This window comes from Oceanobacillus oncorhynchi (assembly GCF_000821065.1).
Classification (GTDB): Bacteria; Bacillota; Bacilli; order Bacillales; family Amphibacillaceae; genus Oceanobacillus; species Oceanobacillus oncorhynchi.
This window is the reverse complement of sequence record NZ_CDGG01000001.1, coordinates 3,591,322-3,605,956: the sequence shown is the minus strand read 5'-3', so window position 1 is coordinate 3,605,956 and position 14,635 is coordinate 3,591,322. Positions and strand designations below refer to the sequence as shown.

Here is a 14,635-nt window from a genome sequence, read left to right as displayed (position 1 = left end):
GAAAAAGCAACCAGCCTACAGAAGATTCATAGGCGGTTGCTTTCTTTGCGTTAAATCGCGATAAGGTTTTTAACATAAAGTAAATCTGTCATCTAGTCCCTATACTTAATAGGTCCACACTTTAGCTTGAAGTTCTTGTACTCCAAATTCCAATGCATCGTCTAAGTCTTCCTTATAAATATCCAGATGGCCATTTGTAATAGCACTACCCCTGTCTTCGCACACGTAAGTTTCATCCTGCTCCGGGATATGTATTTTCGTGCCAAAAGGAAGCGATTGCGGACATGCAATGGTCCTTCCTTCTTCTACTTCCTCACCAGATGCTGTGATACCATAGGCTGGATCACCAGGTTCTTTACCAGTAGATTCTGGACCAGCTGTATAAGCTGTCACTGTAAAAGAGGCTCCGTTTTGATCTGGTATTGTTACTGTTTGCCCAGCTTCAATATATGCAGCATCCGATATGGATGGATTTGCTGCAATAAGCGCATTGACATCTACTTGATAGTTTTGTGCGATACGATAGACATTATCTCCCGGTTGCACTTCATGCTGCTGCTCAGCTGCTGCCGCCCCAGTAAAGAGCACGAATCCAGCCAAAGCAAGAAAAATTGAAAAAATATACTTGATAATAACACCTTCCTCTCCAATATGATAGTAACTATCTACCCCACTTCTTAGCTTATAAACTCAAATTCTATCTATTTAATCTAATTGTAATAAAAATGAAAAAATAGAAATATATTTTATTCTATTGATTATTTTCCATAGATGACCAATCAATGAATTACTTTTTCGCCGCTTTTAGTGCGTAATTTATAGTTGTATGGTAATCTGTTAAATTATTCTTCTCTCCGTCTTATCTTCCTCTTTTAATTTTAAAATAATGAAGGCAATGATTTTATCCCATTTTCCTTCTTGTCCAATTATATAAAACAGCCTGTAAAAAAGAGAAGGAATCTCTATCAAGTCTCTAATATGTTGGTTGGGGGGTAACACAATGAGTCATCTGATTTATACAGAACAATTTGATAGAGAAACCTTATTCCTCATTGATAATGATAATCATTATCACTTGAATTGTCAATACATAATTACAATATTATTTATTTTAGGGAATGGAATCATTGCATTTAAGCGGTGCCTTACCCGTTCACGACGATTAAATCAAATGATGCCGGCGGGCACAAAACGGAGAAATAGTAGTCCTCTGCACGATCCCATTGCTTATGCCAAGCCTCATCCGCATGCCCCTCTCTTACATTATGCCGATAACGGCGAACCTCAGGTAATACATCCACTAGAATCTTCAAATCAACAACATCAGAAAATTCGGGCAGCGAGCTATAAATTCCATCAAGAATAATGACCTTTGAGGGCTCTTTCGTTATGGAGGATGAGGCCAGACCGCTTTCAGCTGAAAAAGAAAAAGGATGATATTGAACGCTTTCCCCGGCTATAAGCGGTAACAATGCTTCTTTATGCAGACGTTGCCAGTCAATACATCTGCGACATTTCCATTCCGATGTAGAAGTATTCCATTCCTCGTCTGTAATCGTCGCGTCGAAAAACGCATCACACTGAATAACAGTTGCTCCTACGTGTGAAGCAACCTCAGCAGCCAGCGTAGATTTTCCTGCACCGCTCCCCCCGTCCAAAGCCACCACTACGGGGCTGATTCGTCCTTTCAGGTATCCATTTATAGCGGATACGATTTGCTCGGAAGCTTTTCTTGTTACTTGAGTGTTTTTCACGATTATCCCTCCTCCGTGTCAGACACAAGATTAAATTCACTATCTACAAGTATTCATTTCTTTGGAATAAATGCTTATTAAACTAAATTTCCGGCTTCGGCTTGTTTGCTTCTTGCCATTACGAAAATTGTATCACAAGTAAATTAGCTGCATCGTGTTTTTAACAAAATTGCGCAGTTGGTATAATAAATACTTTTCCCTTCCAGTCCAAAAAAAGAACCATCAGATAAATGAGAGTTCTTTAACATGGAACGAATAAACCAAACCCATTAAGAAATTGGAAGCCGTTCTGTTTCTTCTTAACGACTGTTCACTTTTTTACTTTCTGAAAGCCAGCCTTCAAGATTGTAGGACATTTCCCAGAAATGGAGTTCGTATTCTTTTGCGATAATAAATTGTTCTTTTACCTTCTCTTTTTCCTTATCATTCATATCTTCAACTAAAGTGTTTAGTAAATTAATCATTTCGGTAGTTGAATCTTGAAACCAGTCACTCGCATACATTTTAATCCAGTTACGATAAATTTCCGGCTCTGGAGTGGCATTTTCATTCACTTTTCCGATGTCCGCATATAACCAATAGCATGGCAGTATGGCAGCCACAGTATGTGCTAGATTTCCAGACAGGCTTGCTCGATACAAATGCGAAGTATAGGCATACGCAGTTGGCGCTGGTTTGAAGTTATCTAAATCTGCTTGTGTAATATTTAAAATCTCAGCGTGCTCGTTATGCACGGTCAGTTCAGCCTCTGCTGTAAAGCGCGCTTTATCAGCTAAAAGAGCAGTCAGCTTAAAATCTTCGGCCTGGGATGCTGCAGTCGCGTGGATCTTACCGTAATGTTTTAAATAGTAAATATCTTGTAAAATATAATACTTAAATGTTTCTAGCGGCAAATCTCCTTTCACGATTCCTTGCACAAATGGGTGATGTAAACTTTGCTCCCAGCTTTCCTTCGTTGCAGCACGTAATTCATCCGTAAATTTCATAAAAAAAATCCTCCTTTAATCTTTTTTCTAAAGACTCGTAGAAGGAAGCATCTGCATACAAAAACATACACACGAAAAAATAGCGCATGGTTGTCTGCTTATTCTACTTCCCTCCGCTGGCCTTAACCAGATCAGGTTCTAAGGGTGCTAAATATACATTTATCTCAGCCGTTACGGCGCCCCTAGCAGAAAATTGAAATGTATTCGATTGTCTATTATGGTAGCAGAACAAATTGTTAAGTCAAGTCTTTTTTGTTTATAAGAAAATCAGCAAAGAAATAATCAAATCTATTAAAAAAATAGGTTTCCAAGAAGCTTAAAAAACTAGTGTGTTTCACTCGTTATCATGGATAAATCATTATCTTAATGCTAGTATCCTTCTGATTTACGGCGGTTTCTACAGCCTCTTTGATATTATCTAAACGATACTTATGGGTAATTACATCCTCGAGACCAAGGTCCTGACTGCCAATTGCCTGTATTGCTGTCGGATAACTGTTTGCATAGCGAAAAACACCGTGAATGTCGTATTCTGAATCGACGATATGGGTAATATCTACAGGTATTTCTGAGGATGCAGGTAATCCAACTAATACAATCCTTCCTCCGCGTTTCGTAATCGTCAGTGCATCCTGAACCGCCCGGCCATTACCTGAAGTTTCAACGGCGATATCCAAACCACTGCCAGCTGTTGCCTTTTCTATCTCCTCATGAATATTATCTTGTGTTGGATCAAATACCTTTGTCGCGCCAAATTTCTTCGCTAATTCTCTGCGATATGGTACCACATCCGAGCAATAGATTTCGTTCACTCCGAATATTTTCGCTGCCTTGATCGCTAACAGCCCAATAGGTCCTAAACCGGTTATCAGCATTTTATCATTGGGATGAACTTTTCCGCGCTGCATCGCATGAATGCCAACAGAAAGCGGTTCAATTAAAGCCCCTTCTTCATAGCTCATTTGATCCGGTATTTTAAAGGCGAAATCACTGCGAATCGTGACATATTCAGACCAAGCTCCGTCAACTGGCGGAGTTGCCATAAATTGTACTTCCGGGCAGAGATTGTATCGGCCTGATTTACAATATTCACAAGTTCCGCATACCACACCCGGCTCGACAGCTACACGGTCGCCTGCCGCAAGATTCTCAACCTGACTGCCAGCTTTAACAATATCTCCTGCTAATTCATGCCCTAAAATGAGTGGTTCTTCTACGACATAACGCCCGATTTTTCCGTGTTCGTAGTAGTGCACATCAGAGCCGCATACACCGATACACTGCACTTTGATTAATACTTCATTTTCCTTTGGTTCTGGTATATTTATTTCCTTAACCTCAATATCCAATGGCTTATTCAGAACTGCTGCCTTCATCTTTTTCATTCCGCTACACCTCTTTGATATGTATTGTTTTGCCAAGCGTATAAATACGTCATCCTATACTATTTTGGAAAAATAGAGAGCTATAATTTTTTAAGAACATATTCTTCATTGTAACATGCGTGTTGATATACGATAAATAAACGTGCGATCTTTCTCTTTTTATAGAATACAATGTGCTATAAGCTCTTCCTCTATTTTCTTAGAACAGCTTCTCAATGTAAGGCATTCCATTTCCTCCAAAATTAAAACACTATCTTTGTTCGAGATAGTGTCAATAAGAAGATGGCATGTATCATTTAAATTCATATTTTCTGCCTTATTATTTCGTATACAAGTGAGAAAGCAGCTTTCTGTTTTTTTCATGAAATTTTGAGTTGTGAGAAGAGACATAAATCTCATTATAGGCATCCGGCTTCATATACAGCTTTGCTTGATTCACTGTATTCGCTGCATCATTGTACGCGCCGGCAATTAAGTGCACCTTTCCATCGAATGAAAGAATATCACCGGCAGCATATAAACCAGCTATGTTCGTTTCAGCTTTTCCGGATCCTTTTACGAAAAAGTCCTGTTCAAGTTCTACTTTCAACGGACTTTCTTTAATAAATTTCAGCTCTCTGTCAAATCCATGATTAATGATTAAATCGTCCACTTCAAAACGAACTTTTTCCCCGGTTTTTTGGTTTTTCGTCAATATTTCTTTGACATGATGACCTTCTTCGTCTGCAAGCAATTTTTCTATTTTTGTATTTTTATAGATATGGACAGAGGAGGCTTCCAGATGAGCGATATGCGCTTCCATCGCTTTGAATTCCTCCCCTCGATAAACCAATGATACCTGTTCCGCAATGGGCTCTAATTCGGTAGCCCAGTCAATGGCCGTATCTCCTCCGCCGGAAACAATCACTTTCTTATCTTTAAACCTGTCAAGGCTCTGTACTGTGTAATGAAGGTTGCTTACCTCGAAACGGTCCGCTCCCTCTATATCCAATTTAATTGGTTCCAGAATACCTCCGCCAGTTGCCAAAATAACCGTTCGGCTAACGTATTTATGTCCTGTATTGGTTGTCACCACAAAACAATCTTCCATATTCTTTTCAAGTTTTTCCACTTTTTCATTTAAAATAACTTTCGGGTTAAATGTACGTGCCTGCGCTTCCATTTGCTCTATCAATTGAGCGCCGGTAATCGGTGTTAGTCCTCCTATATCCCAAATCATTTTTTCAGGATAGATATGAACCTTCCCTCCGAGGTTTGGTTTAAATTCGATAATGCGGGCAGATAGATCGCGCATCCCGCAATAAAAGGCCGCATACAATCCAGCCGGGCCACCGCCTATAATGGTTACATCTTTGCATTCTGTCATCGTCTAACAACCTTCCATAAGTTAAATTTTCTGTATTCTTTTTCTAATATTCGTGAGGATTCACACCAGATCGATAAAAAACACATGCTAAAATATTGGATAATATCTAGAATGATGCGCAAATTGGGAGATGAAAAATGTCTTCAATTACTTCAATTCGCGAACGCCTTAGTTGGACCTGGGACTGCGTTTACTCGTCCCATCAAAACCGCTAGATAAAGAAATCCTACTATGTAATGATAATGATAATCATTATCATTACAAATGTCAATGTGTCTTTTTTTATTTCTATCTTTTCGTTCCTGATTAAGCTACTTAAAAAACCGGTAAAAGTCATCTCATACACAGCAAAAAAGTCTTGTACCTAAAGGATTCTGCCGGTGCAGCTCTCTTTTTTAGTACAAGGCTTCAAATTTCTTTCTATGAAAACAGCTATACTAATAAACCTCAAACTCATATTCATCGGATACGCTTATTGCATTGCAGAATATTAACATAAGATTTCAACCTTCTCTGTTGACTTTCGGTATTTCCTTTGTTTCACTCGCTTCTTCATCACTTATGATGCCTTCTGCTGATTTTTTAAATGAAGTCAGTGTTTTCCCTAAGGCAGAACCAATTTCAGGCAGTTTTTGGGGACCAAAAATGATCAAAGCCAGAATAATAATCAGAATCAAGCCTGGGATACCGATATTGGAAAGCCCCATCCTGTTCCCTCCTCTTTTATTCTATCATTAAACATGCTGGCTGTTTTTACTCACTTGGACCAATTGGCCTCCTTCATCAAGAAACTGTTTTTTTTTGCAGTAGGGAGAACGGTGATATTCGGGCTTGACTTTGCTCCGTACTCACAACCAAATCTCTCACAGAAACCGCAATACTGACAAGCATTGATTGTTTCCCCATCCGGATTTTCATATGCCTCCGATAAATTTGCGGACGCCATCTGGATAGGATGAAGATTTAAATTCTTAGCAGCTTTTTTAAAGCGATCCAAGATGGGAGTGCTTTTCATTGGGCCTGTCGGATAATCGTTCTTCCGAGGAGCTCCCATTGGATTCTCTTCTCCGCTGATGCCAGTAATTTGTTCAAATTTATAAAAATAAGGCTCTAGCTCATCATAAGTGATGCCCCAGTCCTGTAATGTATAATCGTCGCTCAGCTTGTCCTTTCCATATTTTTTATCTGTTTCCGATTTGATTTCCAAGTCATATGGCAAAAAACGCCACGTATGTCCATTCCAATGATCTCCAGCACCGCCGACACCTTCTCCCAGAAGAAATGAACCTAATTGTCTCATGGGCAATGCATGTTCATCCCGTTTATTCCGAAATGTGATGGTTTCTTTCGAGGTATCCTGCATCAGCCCATAACGGACAGCGTAACGGTATTCATCATGAACCATATGAAAATCTTCTGTTCCTCTGTCACCGCCTCGTTCCAGACCAACGACTTTATATCCTTCCTTTGTCAACTCGGCAATAATACCGCCTGTCCAGCCAACCCCAACAGTGACAACATCTACCTTGTCCAATTTCTTTGCCATATCAACAGCCTCCTCATCGTATTACAAATGATCGTTTAATGCTTTTGGTTCCATCTCTATAAAGCTTTCATCCTCAATTTTATCGGTATAACTCATTTGACTGCCTGGATATTCCTTCATTTTCCAACCGCGCATTTTATCATTCCCGCCATATAAAGGATCAGCATAAGCACCTGCGAGTGTCGATGCACGCAGCATTTTGAAAAACTCAGAGGACGCAACCCCTTTTAATTTTACTTCGTCATTTTCAAATTTTTGCAATATTTTATCCTGCTGTTCTCCTTCCAAATCTATAAAAGACTCCTTATAATCATTTTGGCTTTCCTGCTCTAATGCACGAATTCCCTGCATAAAGATTTCATGACGTTTTAATGCAGACTGATAGCCTTGAAAAGGGGTTCCCTTACGAAAGGGACCTTGCATATATTCTTTATCATTATTTCCATATGCTCCTGCTAACTGATGATCAATAAAATAGGGAACTCCAAGAGCTAACGCGCCAGGTCCATTATCATCTTCTGGAAATATACGCTCCGTCGCTGCACCAAGCGTATTAAAATCAGCATGTCTTGTGAAATACATTAATGCCTGGTTGAAATTCTCCTCTTCTTTTACAGTAGGTGCAGCTGGCTGTTTCGTTCCATTTGGATACGTTCTAAAACTTCCTGCTTTGCGTACCCTTTCTTTATTTCAAGTTTATTTTTCTATGTTCTCTCTATACGTTTTGATACTTTCACTAGTTTTTAGTTCGTTATTACATCTATATGTTTTCTCTGATGGTCATATACCTTGTAAGTCAAAAAATACGAAGATTGGTTTGTTGTTATTTCTAATATTCTATGGCAATCAGGTCATCTCTAAACAGTCAATTCAATTAAATATATAGATAACTTCTTTTACTCCATTTGGTTTCTTAAAAGGAACAATGTTTAATTAAAGTGCCTGCTTCTCAAAAAAGAAACTTTGGATTTACGATGATTTTAGTAACCAAATGAATACAGACTTATCGTTTGAACTACGCAATATAGATTTATTTTCCGGAAAATACTTCAGCTGCGATGAAGCGCTGATAAAGCGATTTATAGAAGGTGTTCGTATAAAATGAAAACATTAGTATTCGTTTTTCACCCCAATTTGGCTAAATCTCGTGGAAACCAGTATTTAATTGAAGAATAAAGAAGCAGCCTAACGTTACTTTCCACGATGTTTATAGAGCTTATTCCAAGGAATAAATCGATGTTCAAGAGGAACAAAAGCTGGTAGAAAATCATGATCGTATTATTTTTCAATTTCCTTTCTATTGATACAGCGTCCCTCCATTGGAAGCAGCTGTTAACTTTGTCGGTGCACATTATTTACCGCCATTTGCGCTGAATGGTGTCGGTCATCAAGGAGGAACAACTTGCTGAAATCACAAAAGAGTATGTAGATTATGCGTTGAACCCGGAGCTGCTTACCCCCTGCTATAAAAAGACACAGCGGAGCAGCCGTTTGCTCGATAATGACAAACAAACTAAAAACCAAACCTTATTTTATTGGAAGGTTTGGTTTTTAGTTTGTCAGGATCGGCAATTTGCTCTGCAATTGCAATTGCTTCCTAAGGCATTAACTCATCATGAGGTTTAGTAAATTCAAAAAAAGAATTGCAGATGGGAAGAATATGCTTATACAATATAAAGCAAGGATGTTATTCAGTATTTTAAGAAATCATTGAAATTGTAAGAAACTGTCGAAATAAACAGCGTAAAATTGTATAAGAGGGGGAAGAACATGTCTATTAATTCTTTTGAAAACTATCCGATGTCTTGGAAACCGTTGCTCAATAAAAACAAAAAGCCAGTTTATCAAACTCTCGCCCAGCAATTGGAGGACGATATACTAAATGGAAATTTATTGCCAGGAACAAAGCTTCCCCCTCAGCGAGAGTTGGCTGATTATTTAGATTTAAATTTAAGTACCATTTCAAAAGCTTTTAAAATGTGCGGGTTAAAAGGCTTGTTAAGTTCATCTGTCGGCAGCGGAACTTTTGTAGCTTACGATGCGCTATCCAATGCCTATTTACTAGAGGATACAAAGCCAAAGCATTTAATCGAAATGGGCGCTACATTGCCTGATAATGATTCTTATAAACTACTTCAGCTCCAATTAAAAAGCATGGCACAGGAAACAGACTATGAAAAATGGTTTGGTTATGGCCGTGCCGGAGACAGTCTTTGGCAAAAAGACGCTGCCGTAAAATTTATCAAAAGAGGCGGCTATGAAACGACTGTTGACCATATCTTATTTGCAAATGGAGGACAAAATGCCATTACGGCTATATTAGCCAGTCTCTATAAATCCGGCGACCGTATTGGCGCTGATTCCCATACTTATCCTGGATTAAAAACGGTTGCCGCAATGTTTGGTATACACATCATACCGATCAAAGCAGAGAATCATATCATGAGCCCCTCTGCTTTTGAAGATGCCTGTAAAAACGAGCATATCAAAGGGATATATGTAGTTCCCGACTACCACAATCCAACAGCTTGCTGTATGCCTGTCGAAAATCGAAAAGAAATCGCAGCAATTGCTAAAAAGTATAACCAGATTATTATAGAAGACGCGACATATAACCTTCATCATAAAAAAGCATATCCGGCAATTGCCGCTTTTGCGCCTGAACAGACCATTTATGTTGCCAGTTTATCAAAGTCCATAGCACCAGGGCTGCGATTAGCTTATGTGGCGGCGCCGAAACAATATAAGGAGCTCATTTCAAAAGCACTGTATAATTTAAATATATCCGTCTCTCCCTTATTAGCAGAACTGGCAGCACGGACCATTGTATCCAACCAGTTTGAAGATTTAATTGAAGGACATCTTCATGAAGCGATTTGCAGGAATGAAGTTTTTGACCGTTATTTGGCTGATTGCACATGCTTGGGGGCTGATATAGGCATCTTCCGCTGGGTGCTGCTGCCAGGCAAAATAACAGGTGCGCAATTTGAATTGCTTGCCGCACAGCAAGGTGTACAGGTCTACGCAGCAGAACGCTTTGTAGTTGGTAACAGTTCTCCAGAAAGAGCTGTAAGAGTTGCCGTTTGTGCCCCGGAAACAACTGAAGAGCTCGAGCATGGCCTGATTATTCTTAAACGATTACTAGACAGCATCCTTTCATAGGATTGAAAGCATCTAAAATGCCTGAACTTTTGAGATGAAAGGATTCAGGCATTTAGATAAATATATGTGTTATTTCATTCTTATATCAAAAGATGTATACGCATCACTCTATGAAGCTCTTTTCTGTTTATTAATATCTGCCCAAATAATGATAGGTATAAGCAGTAATGAAAGAATCGCACCACCAATGGAAAGGAATGCATAACTGGAATTTGCTACAATCATTCCAGATATTCCGCCCCCTAACGCTCCGGACAAAGCAATCCAGACATCTACGGTTCCCTGCGTCTTCGCCCGGCTGTCTAATGAAGTAGAGTCTACAAGGATTGCGGTTCCACTAATCAAACCAAAATTCCAACCAAGACCAAGTAACACGAGCGCTGTAATAAGTACTGTCATCGAATCCGCAGATCCCAACGCAGCTAAAACACCAGAAGCAAGCAGCGTAACCGCAGAAGCAACAGCCATCGCAGCCCGGCCGACTTTATCGACTAAGCTCCCGGTTATTAAAGAAGGAAAATACATTGCGCCAACATGAAAACCAATCACTAGGCCGACAGCCTGCAAGTCATGCCCATGATGCCCCATATGTATCGGCGTCATAGTCATAATGGCAATCATAACAAACTGCGTTAAAACCATTACTGCAGCTCCTGCCCAAATACCTTTCCTGTTTTTGGGTAGCCCACCCATGTTTTTTTCTGTCTTTGAATGGCTGTTGCTTTTCTCGGAATTAGAGATGGCTTTCGCTACAAGCAGCGGATCAGGACGCAGATAAAATAAAAGTACCAATCCTGCTAGTATATAAGCTGCTGCTGCTAATATAAATGGGCCTGCCAAAGCAGGTACTCCCAGAAATATCGCAACATCTCCCATAAATTCCACCAGATTCGGTCCGGCAACAGCGCCTAATGTAGTAGAAACCATGGCCATACTTACAGCTTTAGCCCGTTGCGTTGAACCTGCCAAGTCTGTTCCTGCATAACGCGCTTGCAGATTGGTGGCTGTTCCTGCCCCGTAGATAAACAGCGCAATAAATAAAAGGACAATGCTGTTCATTAATGCAGCCATAACGACACCAATGGCCCCAATCCCTCCAGTTAAAAAACCTGCTGAAAGTCCAAAACGACGTCCGTAGCGTTGAGAAAGCCGTCCTACAAGTAACGCTGTCCCTGCAGATCCTAAGGTAAATAATGCTGTAGGAATCCCTGTTATGCTATCTGTTCCCAGCATATCCTGTGCGAGGAGCGCCCCTACGGTAATTCCCGCTGCAAGACCTGCGCCTCCAAATATTTGAGACATAATGACAACCATTAATGTTTTCTTATACAGTTGTTTTTGTTTTTCTGGAGAGTCAATATATGCTTGCAGCCAAGCTGAACTATCTCCAAGTTTTATTTCATTATCTTCCGCCATTTTATCCCGCCTTCATACTAATACAGTTCTTTTTTAGTAACAATCATAATATTTAGATAGCTTATCACGAATGAAAAAACCATACAACACAATAATTGTATGGCAAACAATATTATAAAATTATTGTATGGCGGCCAAATAGATGAAGCATTTCTATTCTATGACGCCCTTCTATGATTTCTTTTGAAACGCCGCCCCTGCTTTTATCTGTTTCTGGAATTGTTCTTTGCAGTTCTGTGAAGAAAAACACAAATTGCCCCTTTTTCATTTGCCGAATCCGTTCGCAAATGTTATACTCTATTCTCAATTAGTTATTCAATTTTAGAATAAAAGAACAATATAAGACAGCTTATTTCGTTCACAATTTGTTAATAATTCAAGTGAAATAATGCACTTTTTCACTTGGGTTCCTTGACAAATTATCTCTAATTTAGAATAATTATTACTAGATTATAATTATTGTTTTTATTGATAAAAATCAATAATTATAAGATTACTATTTTGCAAGGAGGACATACATTATGTCACTAATAGGTAAAGAAGTACAACCATTTCAAGCAACTGCATTTCATCAAGGTGAATTTGTAGATGTATCCGAAGAAAATTTCAAAGGTCAATGGAGCGTTGTTTGTTTCTATCCAGCAGACTTCTCTTTTGTTTGCCCGACCGAATTAGAGGACTTACAAAATCAATATGCTGAATTAAAAAATCTTGGTACAGAGGTTTATTCTGTTTCTACAGATACACATTTTGTGCATAAAGCATGGCATGAAGCATCAGATGCTATCAACAAAATTGAATATACGATGATTGGTGACCCTTCTCAGCAAATTTCCCGTAACTTTGAAGTATTAAGAGAAGATGCAGGACTGGCTGATCGCGGTACATTTATTATTGATCCAGACGGCGTTATCCAAGCTGTAGAAATTAACGCTGATGGTATTGGCCGTGACGCCAGCACATTAATCAATAAAATCAAAGCGGCACAATATGTACGTGAAAATCCAGATGAAGTTTGCCCTGCTAAATGGGAAGAAGATGGAGAAACATTAAAACCAAGCCTAGATTTAGTTGGAAAAATCTAAGAAAGCACGGTTAGCCGGTTAACGGCTGTAATTTAAATTTAAACGGGGTTCGGCGTTACGTGCGTCGAACTTCCTTTGTGTTATACAGCCTATCGATACAGATTTCTCCATCAGGGGAAATTCCGAGACAGCTATGAACAAAGAGATTCATTTTAGTTTTTCCGATTTTAATAGAGAAAAGAGGTTTACTATGCTCGATCAAGAAATCAAATCACAACTTAAAGAATATTTGCAGCTATTGGAAAATGACATTGTACTCAAAGTAAGCTTTGGCGCTGACGATGTTTCCAAAGAAGCAGAGGAACTGGTCAATGAAATTGCCGGAATGTCTGATAAAATCACAATCGAACAAGGTGAATTCCCGCGCACTCCGACCTTTAGCGTAAATCGACCTGGAGAAGATTCAGGCATTGCTTTTGCCGGTGTTCCACTTGGGCATGAATTCACCTCTCTTGTTCTTGCATTATTGCAAGTGAGCGGCCGTCCGCCGAAAGCAGATGTGAAACTCCTGGAACAAATCAAGCAATTGCAGGGACCGCTCCATTTTGAATCGTATGTCAGCCTTTCCTGCCATAATTGTCCTGACGTAGTCCAGGCCTTGAATTTAATGAGCGTGGTTCACCCTGCAATTACGCATACCATGATTGAAGGATCTGCATTTAAAGAAGAAGCAGACGATAATGGCGTGATGGCCGTCCCATCTGTCTTCTTAAATGGAGAATCCTTTGTTAACGGACGCCAAACTCTAAAAAGCATCCTTGAAAAATTAGGCACTACGACTGTGGATGTATCCGGCCTGAACGATAAAGAAGCATTTGATGTGCTTGTTGTCGGCGGCGGTCCTGCTGGCGCCAGCGCAGCTATCTATGCAGCACGAAAAGGAATTCGTACCGGTGTCGTAGCGGAACGCTTTGGCGGACAGGTTCAAGATACCATGGGCATCGAGAACTTCATCACTACCAAATATACAGAAGGTCCGAAATTGGCAGCAAGCCTGGAAGAGCATGTTCGCGATTATGAAGTTGATATCATGGACTTGATGCGTGCTAAATCACTGGAGAAAAAAGACTTATTTGAATTAGAACTGGAAAATGGTGCAACACTGAAAAGTAAAACAGTTGTGCTTTCCACCGGTGCACGCTGGAGAAATATTGGCGTCCCCGGGGAAGCAGAATTCAAAAATAAAGGGGTTGCTTATTGCCCGCACTGTGACGGCCCAATTTTTGAAGGAAAAGATGTAGCGGTTATCGGCGGCGGTAATTCCGGGATTGAAGCAGCCATTGATTTAGCCGGAATCGTTAAGCATGTCACAGTTCTTGAATTCCTTCCCGAACTGAAAGCAGATAAGGTTTTACAAGAGCGTGTATATAGCTTGCCAAACGTAACAGTTATCACAAATGCTCGTACTTCTGAAATCTATGGTGATCAAAAAGTGCAAGGGCTTCGCTATGTTGACCGTGAAACGGAAGAAGAACACAGCATCGAACTTGCTGGTGTCTTTGTACAAATTGGCCTTGTGCCAAATACGGAATGGCTGGAAGACACGGTGGAACGCAGCAAATTTGGAGAAATCATTGTAGATAAACGCGGTTCTACCAATATTCCCGGCCTATTCGCTGCAGGAGACTGCACAGACAGCGCATATAAACAAATCATTATTTCAATGGGATCTGGAGCCACTGCGGCTTTAGGTGCATTTGATCACTTAATTCGTAATTAAGGCGGAAAGACTAGCGGGAAAATCCTGCTAGTCTTTTTATCTATGAATCAATTTAACTTTTATTTGGCGCAAACATAGGCAACGCTGCCGATAGAATCTGGATTTTCCAACTGATCTATCATCGATGTAGCCAAGTCGGCCCCAGTTATACGTCCCTTCCCTTTTGGTACAGGCTTATCGAGACTTATTCGGTAAGTCCCTTTTGCTAAAAAAAT

Annotated in this window: 11 protein-coding genes, 1 pseudogene and 1 riboswitch; of the genes and pseudogenes, 3 read left to right on the top strand and 9 right to left on the bottom strand. The window is 39.9% G+C overall.

Going from position 1 to position 14,635, the window contains the following annotated elements; all coding sequences use genetic code 11:
• Positions 1 to 105: 105 nt before the first annotated feature.
• From BN997_RS17225 to BN997_RS17190, 8 genes and pseudogenes are all read right to left on the bottom strand, one after another.
• Entirely contained in the window at positions 106 to 588 is a 483-nt protein-coding gene (locus BN997_RS17225; RefSeq protein ID WP_244882401.1) for a LysM peptidoglycan-binding domain-containing protein, read from the bottom strand.
• A gap of 557 nt (positions 589 to 1,145) precedes the next feature.
• On the bottom strand, positions 1,146 to 1,754 hold the full coding sequence (locus BN997_RS17220) for a uridine kinase family protein (RefSeq protein WP_042534047.1): 609 nt from the start codon (positions 1,752 to 1,754) through the stop codon (positions 1,146 to 1,148).
• Positions 1,755 to 2,053: 299 nt separating this feature from the next.
• Positions 2,054 to 2,740, bottom strand: a complete 687-nt coding sequence (gene tenA, locus BN997_RS17215; protein WP_042534046.1) for a thiaminase II — start codon at positions 2,738 to 2,740, stop codon at positions 2,054 to 2,056.
• A 91-nt stretch (positions 2,741 to 2,831) separates the two neighbouring features.
• Positions 2,832 to 2,934, bottom strand: a riboswitch (TPP riboswitch).
• 150 nt (positions 2,935 to 3,084) lie between these two features.
• The gene (locus BN997_RS17210) at positions 3,085 to 4,125 is read right to left on the bottom strand and encodes an NAD(P)-dependent alcohol dehydrogenase (protein ID WP_042534045.1); all 1,041 of its coding nucleotides are present in this window, start codon (positions 4,123 to 4,125) and stop codon (positions 3,085 to 3,087) included.
• Between the two features lie 319 nt (positions 4,126 to 4,444).
• Entirely contained in the window at positions 4,445 to 5,491 is a 1,047-nt protein-coding gene (locus BN997_RS17205) for an NAD(P)/FAD-dependent oxidoreductase (protein ID WP_042534044.1), read from the bottom strand.
• A gap of 503 nt (positions 5,492 to 5,994) precedes the next feature.
• Positions 5,995 to 6,198 (bottom strand): twin-arginine translocase TatA/TatE family subunit, encoded by a 204-nt coding sequence (locus BN997_RS17200; RefSeq protein WP_042534043.1) that lies wholly within the window; start codon positions 6,196 to 6,198, stop codon positions 5,995 to 5,997.
• Between the two features lie 89 nt (positions 6,199 to 6,287).
• A pseudogene (locus BN997_RS17195) lies at positions 6,288 to 7,037 on the bottom strand (GMC family oxidoreductase); the annotation flags it as partial.
• Positions 7,038 to 7,058: 21 nt separating this feature from the next.
• Positions 7,059 to 7,619: a gluconate 2-dehydrogenase subunit 3 family protein gene (locus BN997_RS17190; RefSeq protein WP_052485071.1), complete on the bottom strand. Its 561-nt coding sequence runs from the start codon at positions 7,617 to 7,619 to the stop codon at positions 7,059 to 7,061.
• A 1,188-nt stretch (positions 7,620 to 8,807) separates the two neighbouring features.
• On the opposite strand from BN997_RS17190, the gene BN997_RS17180 reads away from it, so the two are divergent.
• Entirely contained in the window at positions 8,808 to 10,199 is a 1,392-nt protein-coding gene (locus BN997_RS17180; RefSeq protein ID WP_042534041.1) for an aminotransferase-like domain-containing protein, read from the top strand.
• Positions 10,200 to 10,307: 108 nt separating this feature from the next.
• Here BN997_RS17180 and BN997_RS17175 read toward each other — a convergent pair whose 3' ends face one another.
• Positions 10,308 to 11,615 carry an MFS transporter gene (locus BN997_RS17175; RefSeq protein ID WP_042534038.1) on the bottom strand — a complete coding sequence of 436 codons (1,308 nt, stop codon included), beginning with the start codon at positions 11,613 to 11,615 and terminating at the stop codon, positions 10,308 to 10,310.
• A gap of 521 nt (positions 11,616 to 12,136) precedes the next feature.
• On the opposite strand from BN997_RS17175, the gene ahpC reads away from it, so the two are divergent.
• Both ahpC and ahpF read left to right on the top strand, forming a co-directional pair.
• Complete coding sequence (ahpC, locus tag BN997_RS17170; RefSeq protein WP_042534036.1) at positions 12,137 to 12,700, top strand: alkyl hydroperoxide reductase subunit C; 564 nt, start codon at positions 12,137 to 12,139, stop codon at positions 12,698 to 12,700.
• 190 nt (positions 12,701 to 12,890) lie between these two features.
• A complete protein-coding gene (ahpF, locus tag BN997_RS17165) occupies positions 12,891 to 14,420 on the top strand; it encodes an alkyl hydroperoxide reductase subunit F (RefSeq protein WP_042534034.1) in 1,530 nt (509 codons plus the stop codon).
• Positions 14,421 to 14,635: the final 215 nt, after the last annotated feature.

Bases quoted from the DNA above. Each gene is read 5' to 3' on its own strand.
- BN997_RS17205 (WP_042534044.1), bottom strand. From the start codon at position 5,491: ATGACAGAATGCAAAGATGTAACCATTATAGGCGGTGGCCCGGCTGGA.
- BN997_RS17210 (WP_042534045.1), bottom strand. From the start codon at position 4,125: ATGAAAAAGATGAAGGCAGCAGTTCTGAATAAGCCATTGGATATTGAG.
- ahpC (WP_042534036.1), top strand. From the start codon at position 12,137: ATGTCACTAATAGGTAAAGAAGTACAACCATTTCAAGCAACTGCATTT.
- BN997_RS17175 (WP_042534038.1), bottom strand. From the start codon at position 11,615: ATGGCGGAAGATAATGAAATAAAACTTGGAGATAGTTCAGCTTGGCTG.
- BN997_RS17200 (WP_042534043.1), bottom strand. From the start codon at position 6,198: ATGGGGCTTTCCAATATCGGTATCCCAGGCTTGATTCTGATTATTATT.
- tenA (WP_042534046.1), bottom strand. From the start codon at position 2,740: ATGAAATTTACGGATGAATTACGTGCTGCAACGAAGGAAAGCTGGGAG.
- ahpF (WP_042534034.1), top strand. From the start codon at position 12,891: ATGCTCGATCAAGAAATCAAATCACAACTTAAAGAATATTTGCAGCTA.
- BN997_RS17190 (WP_052485071.1), bottom strand. From the start codon at position 7,619: ATGTATTTCACAAGACATGCTGATTTTAATACGCTTGGTGCAGCGACG.
- BN997_RS17180 (WP_042534041.1), top strand. From the start codon at position 8,808: ATGTCTATTAATTCTTTTGAAAACTATCCGATGTCTTGGAAACCGTTG.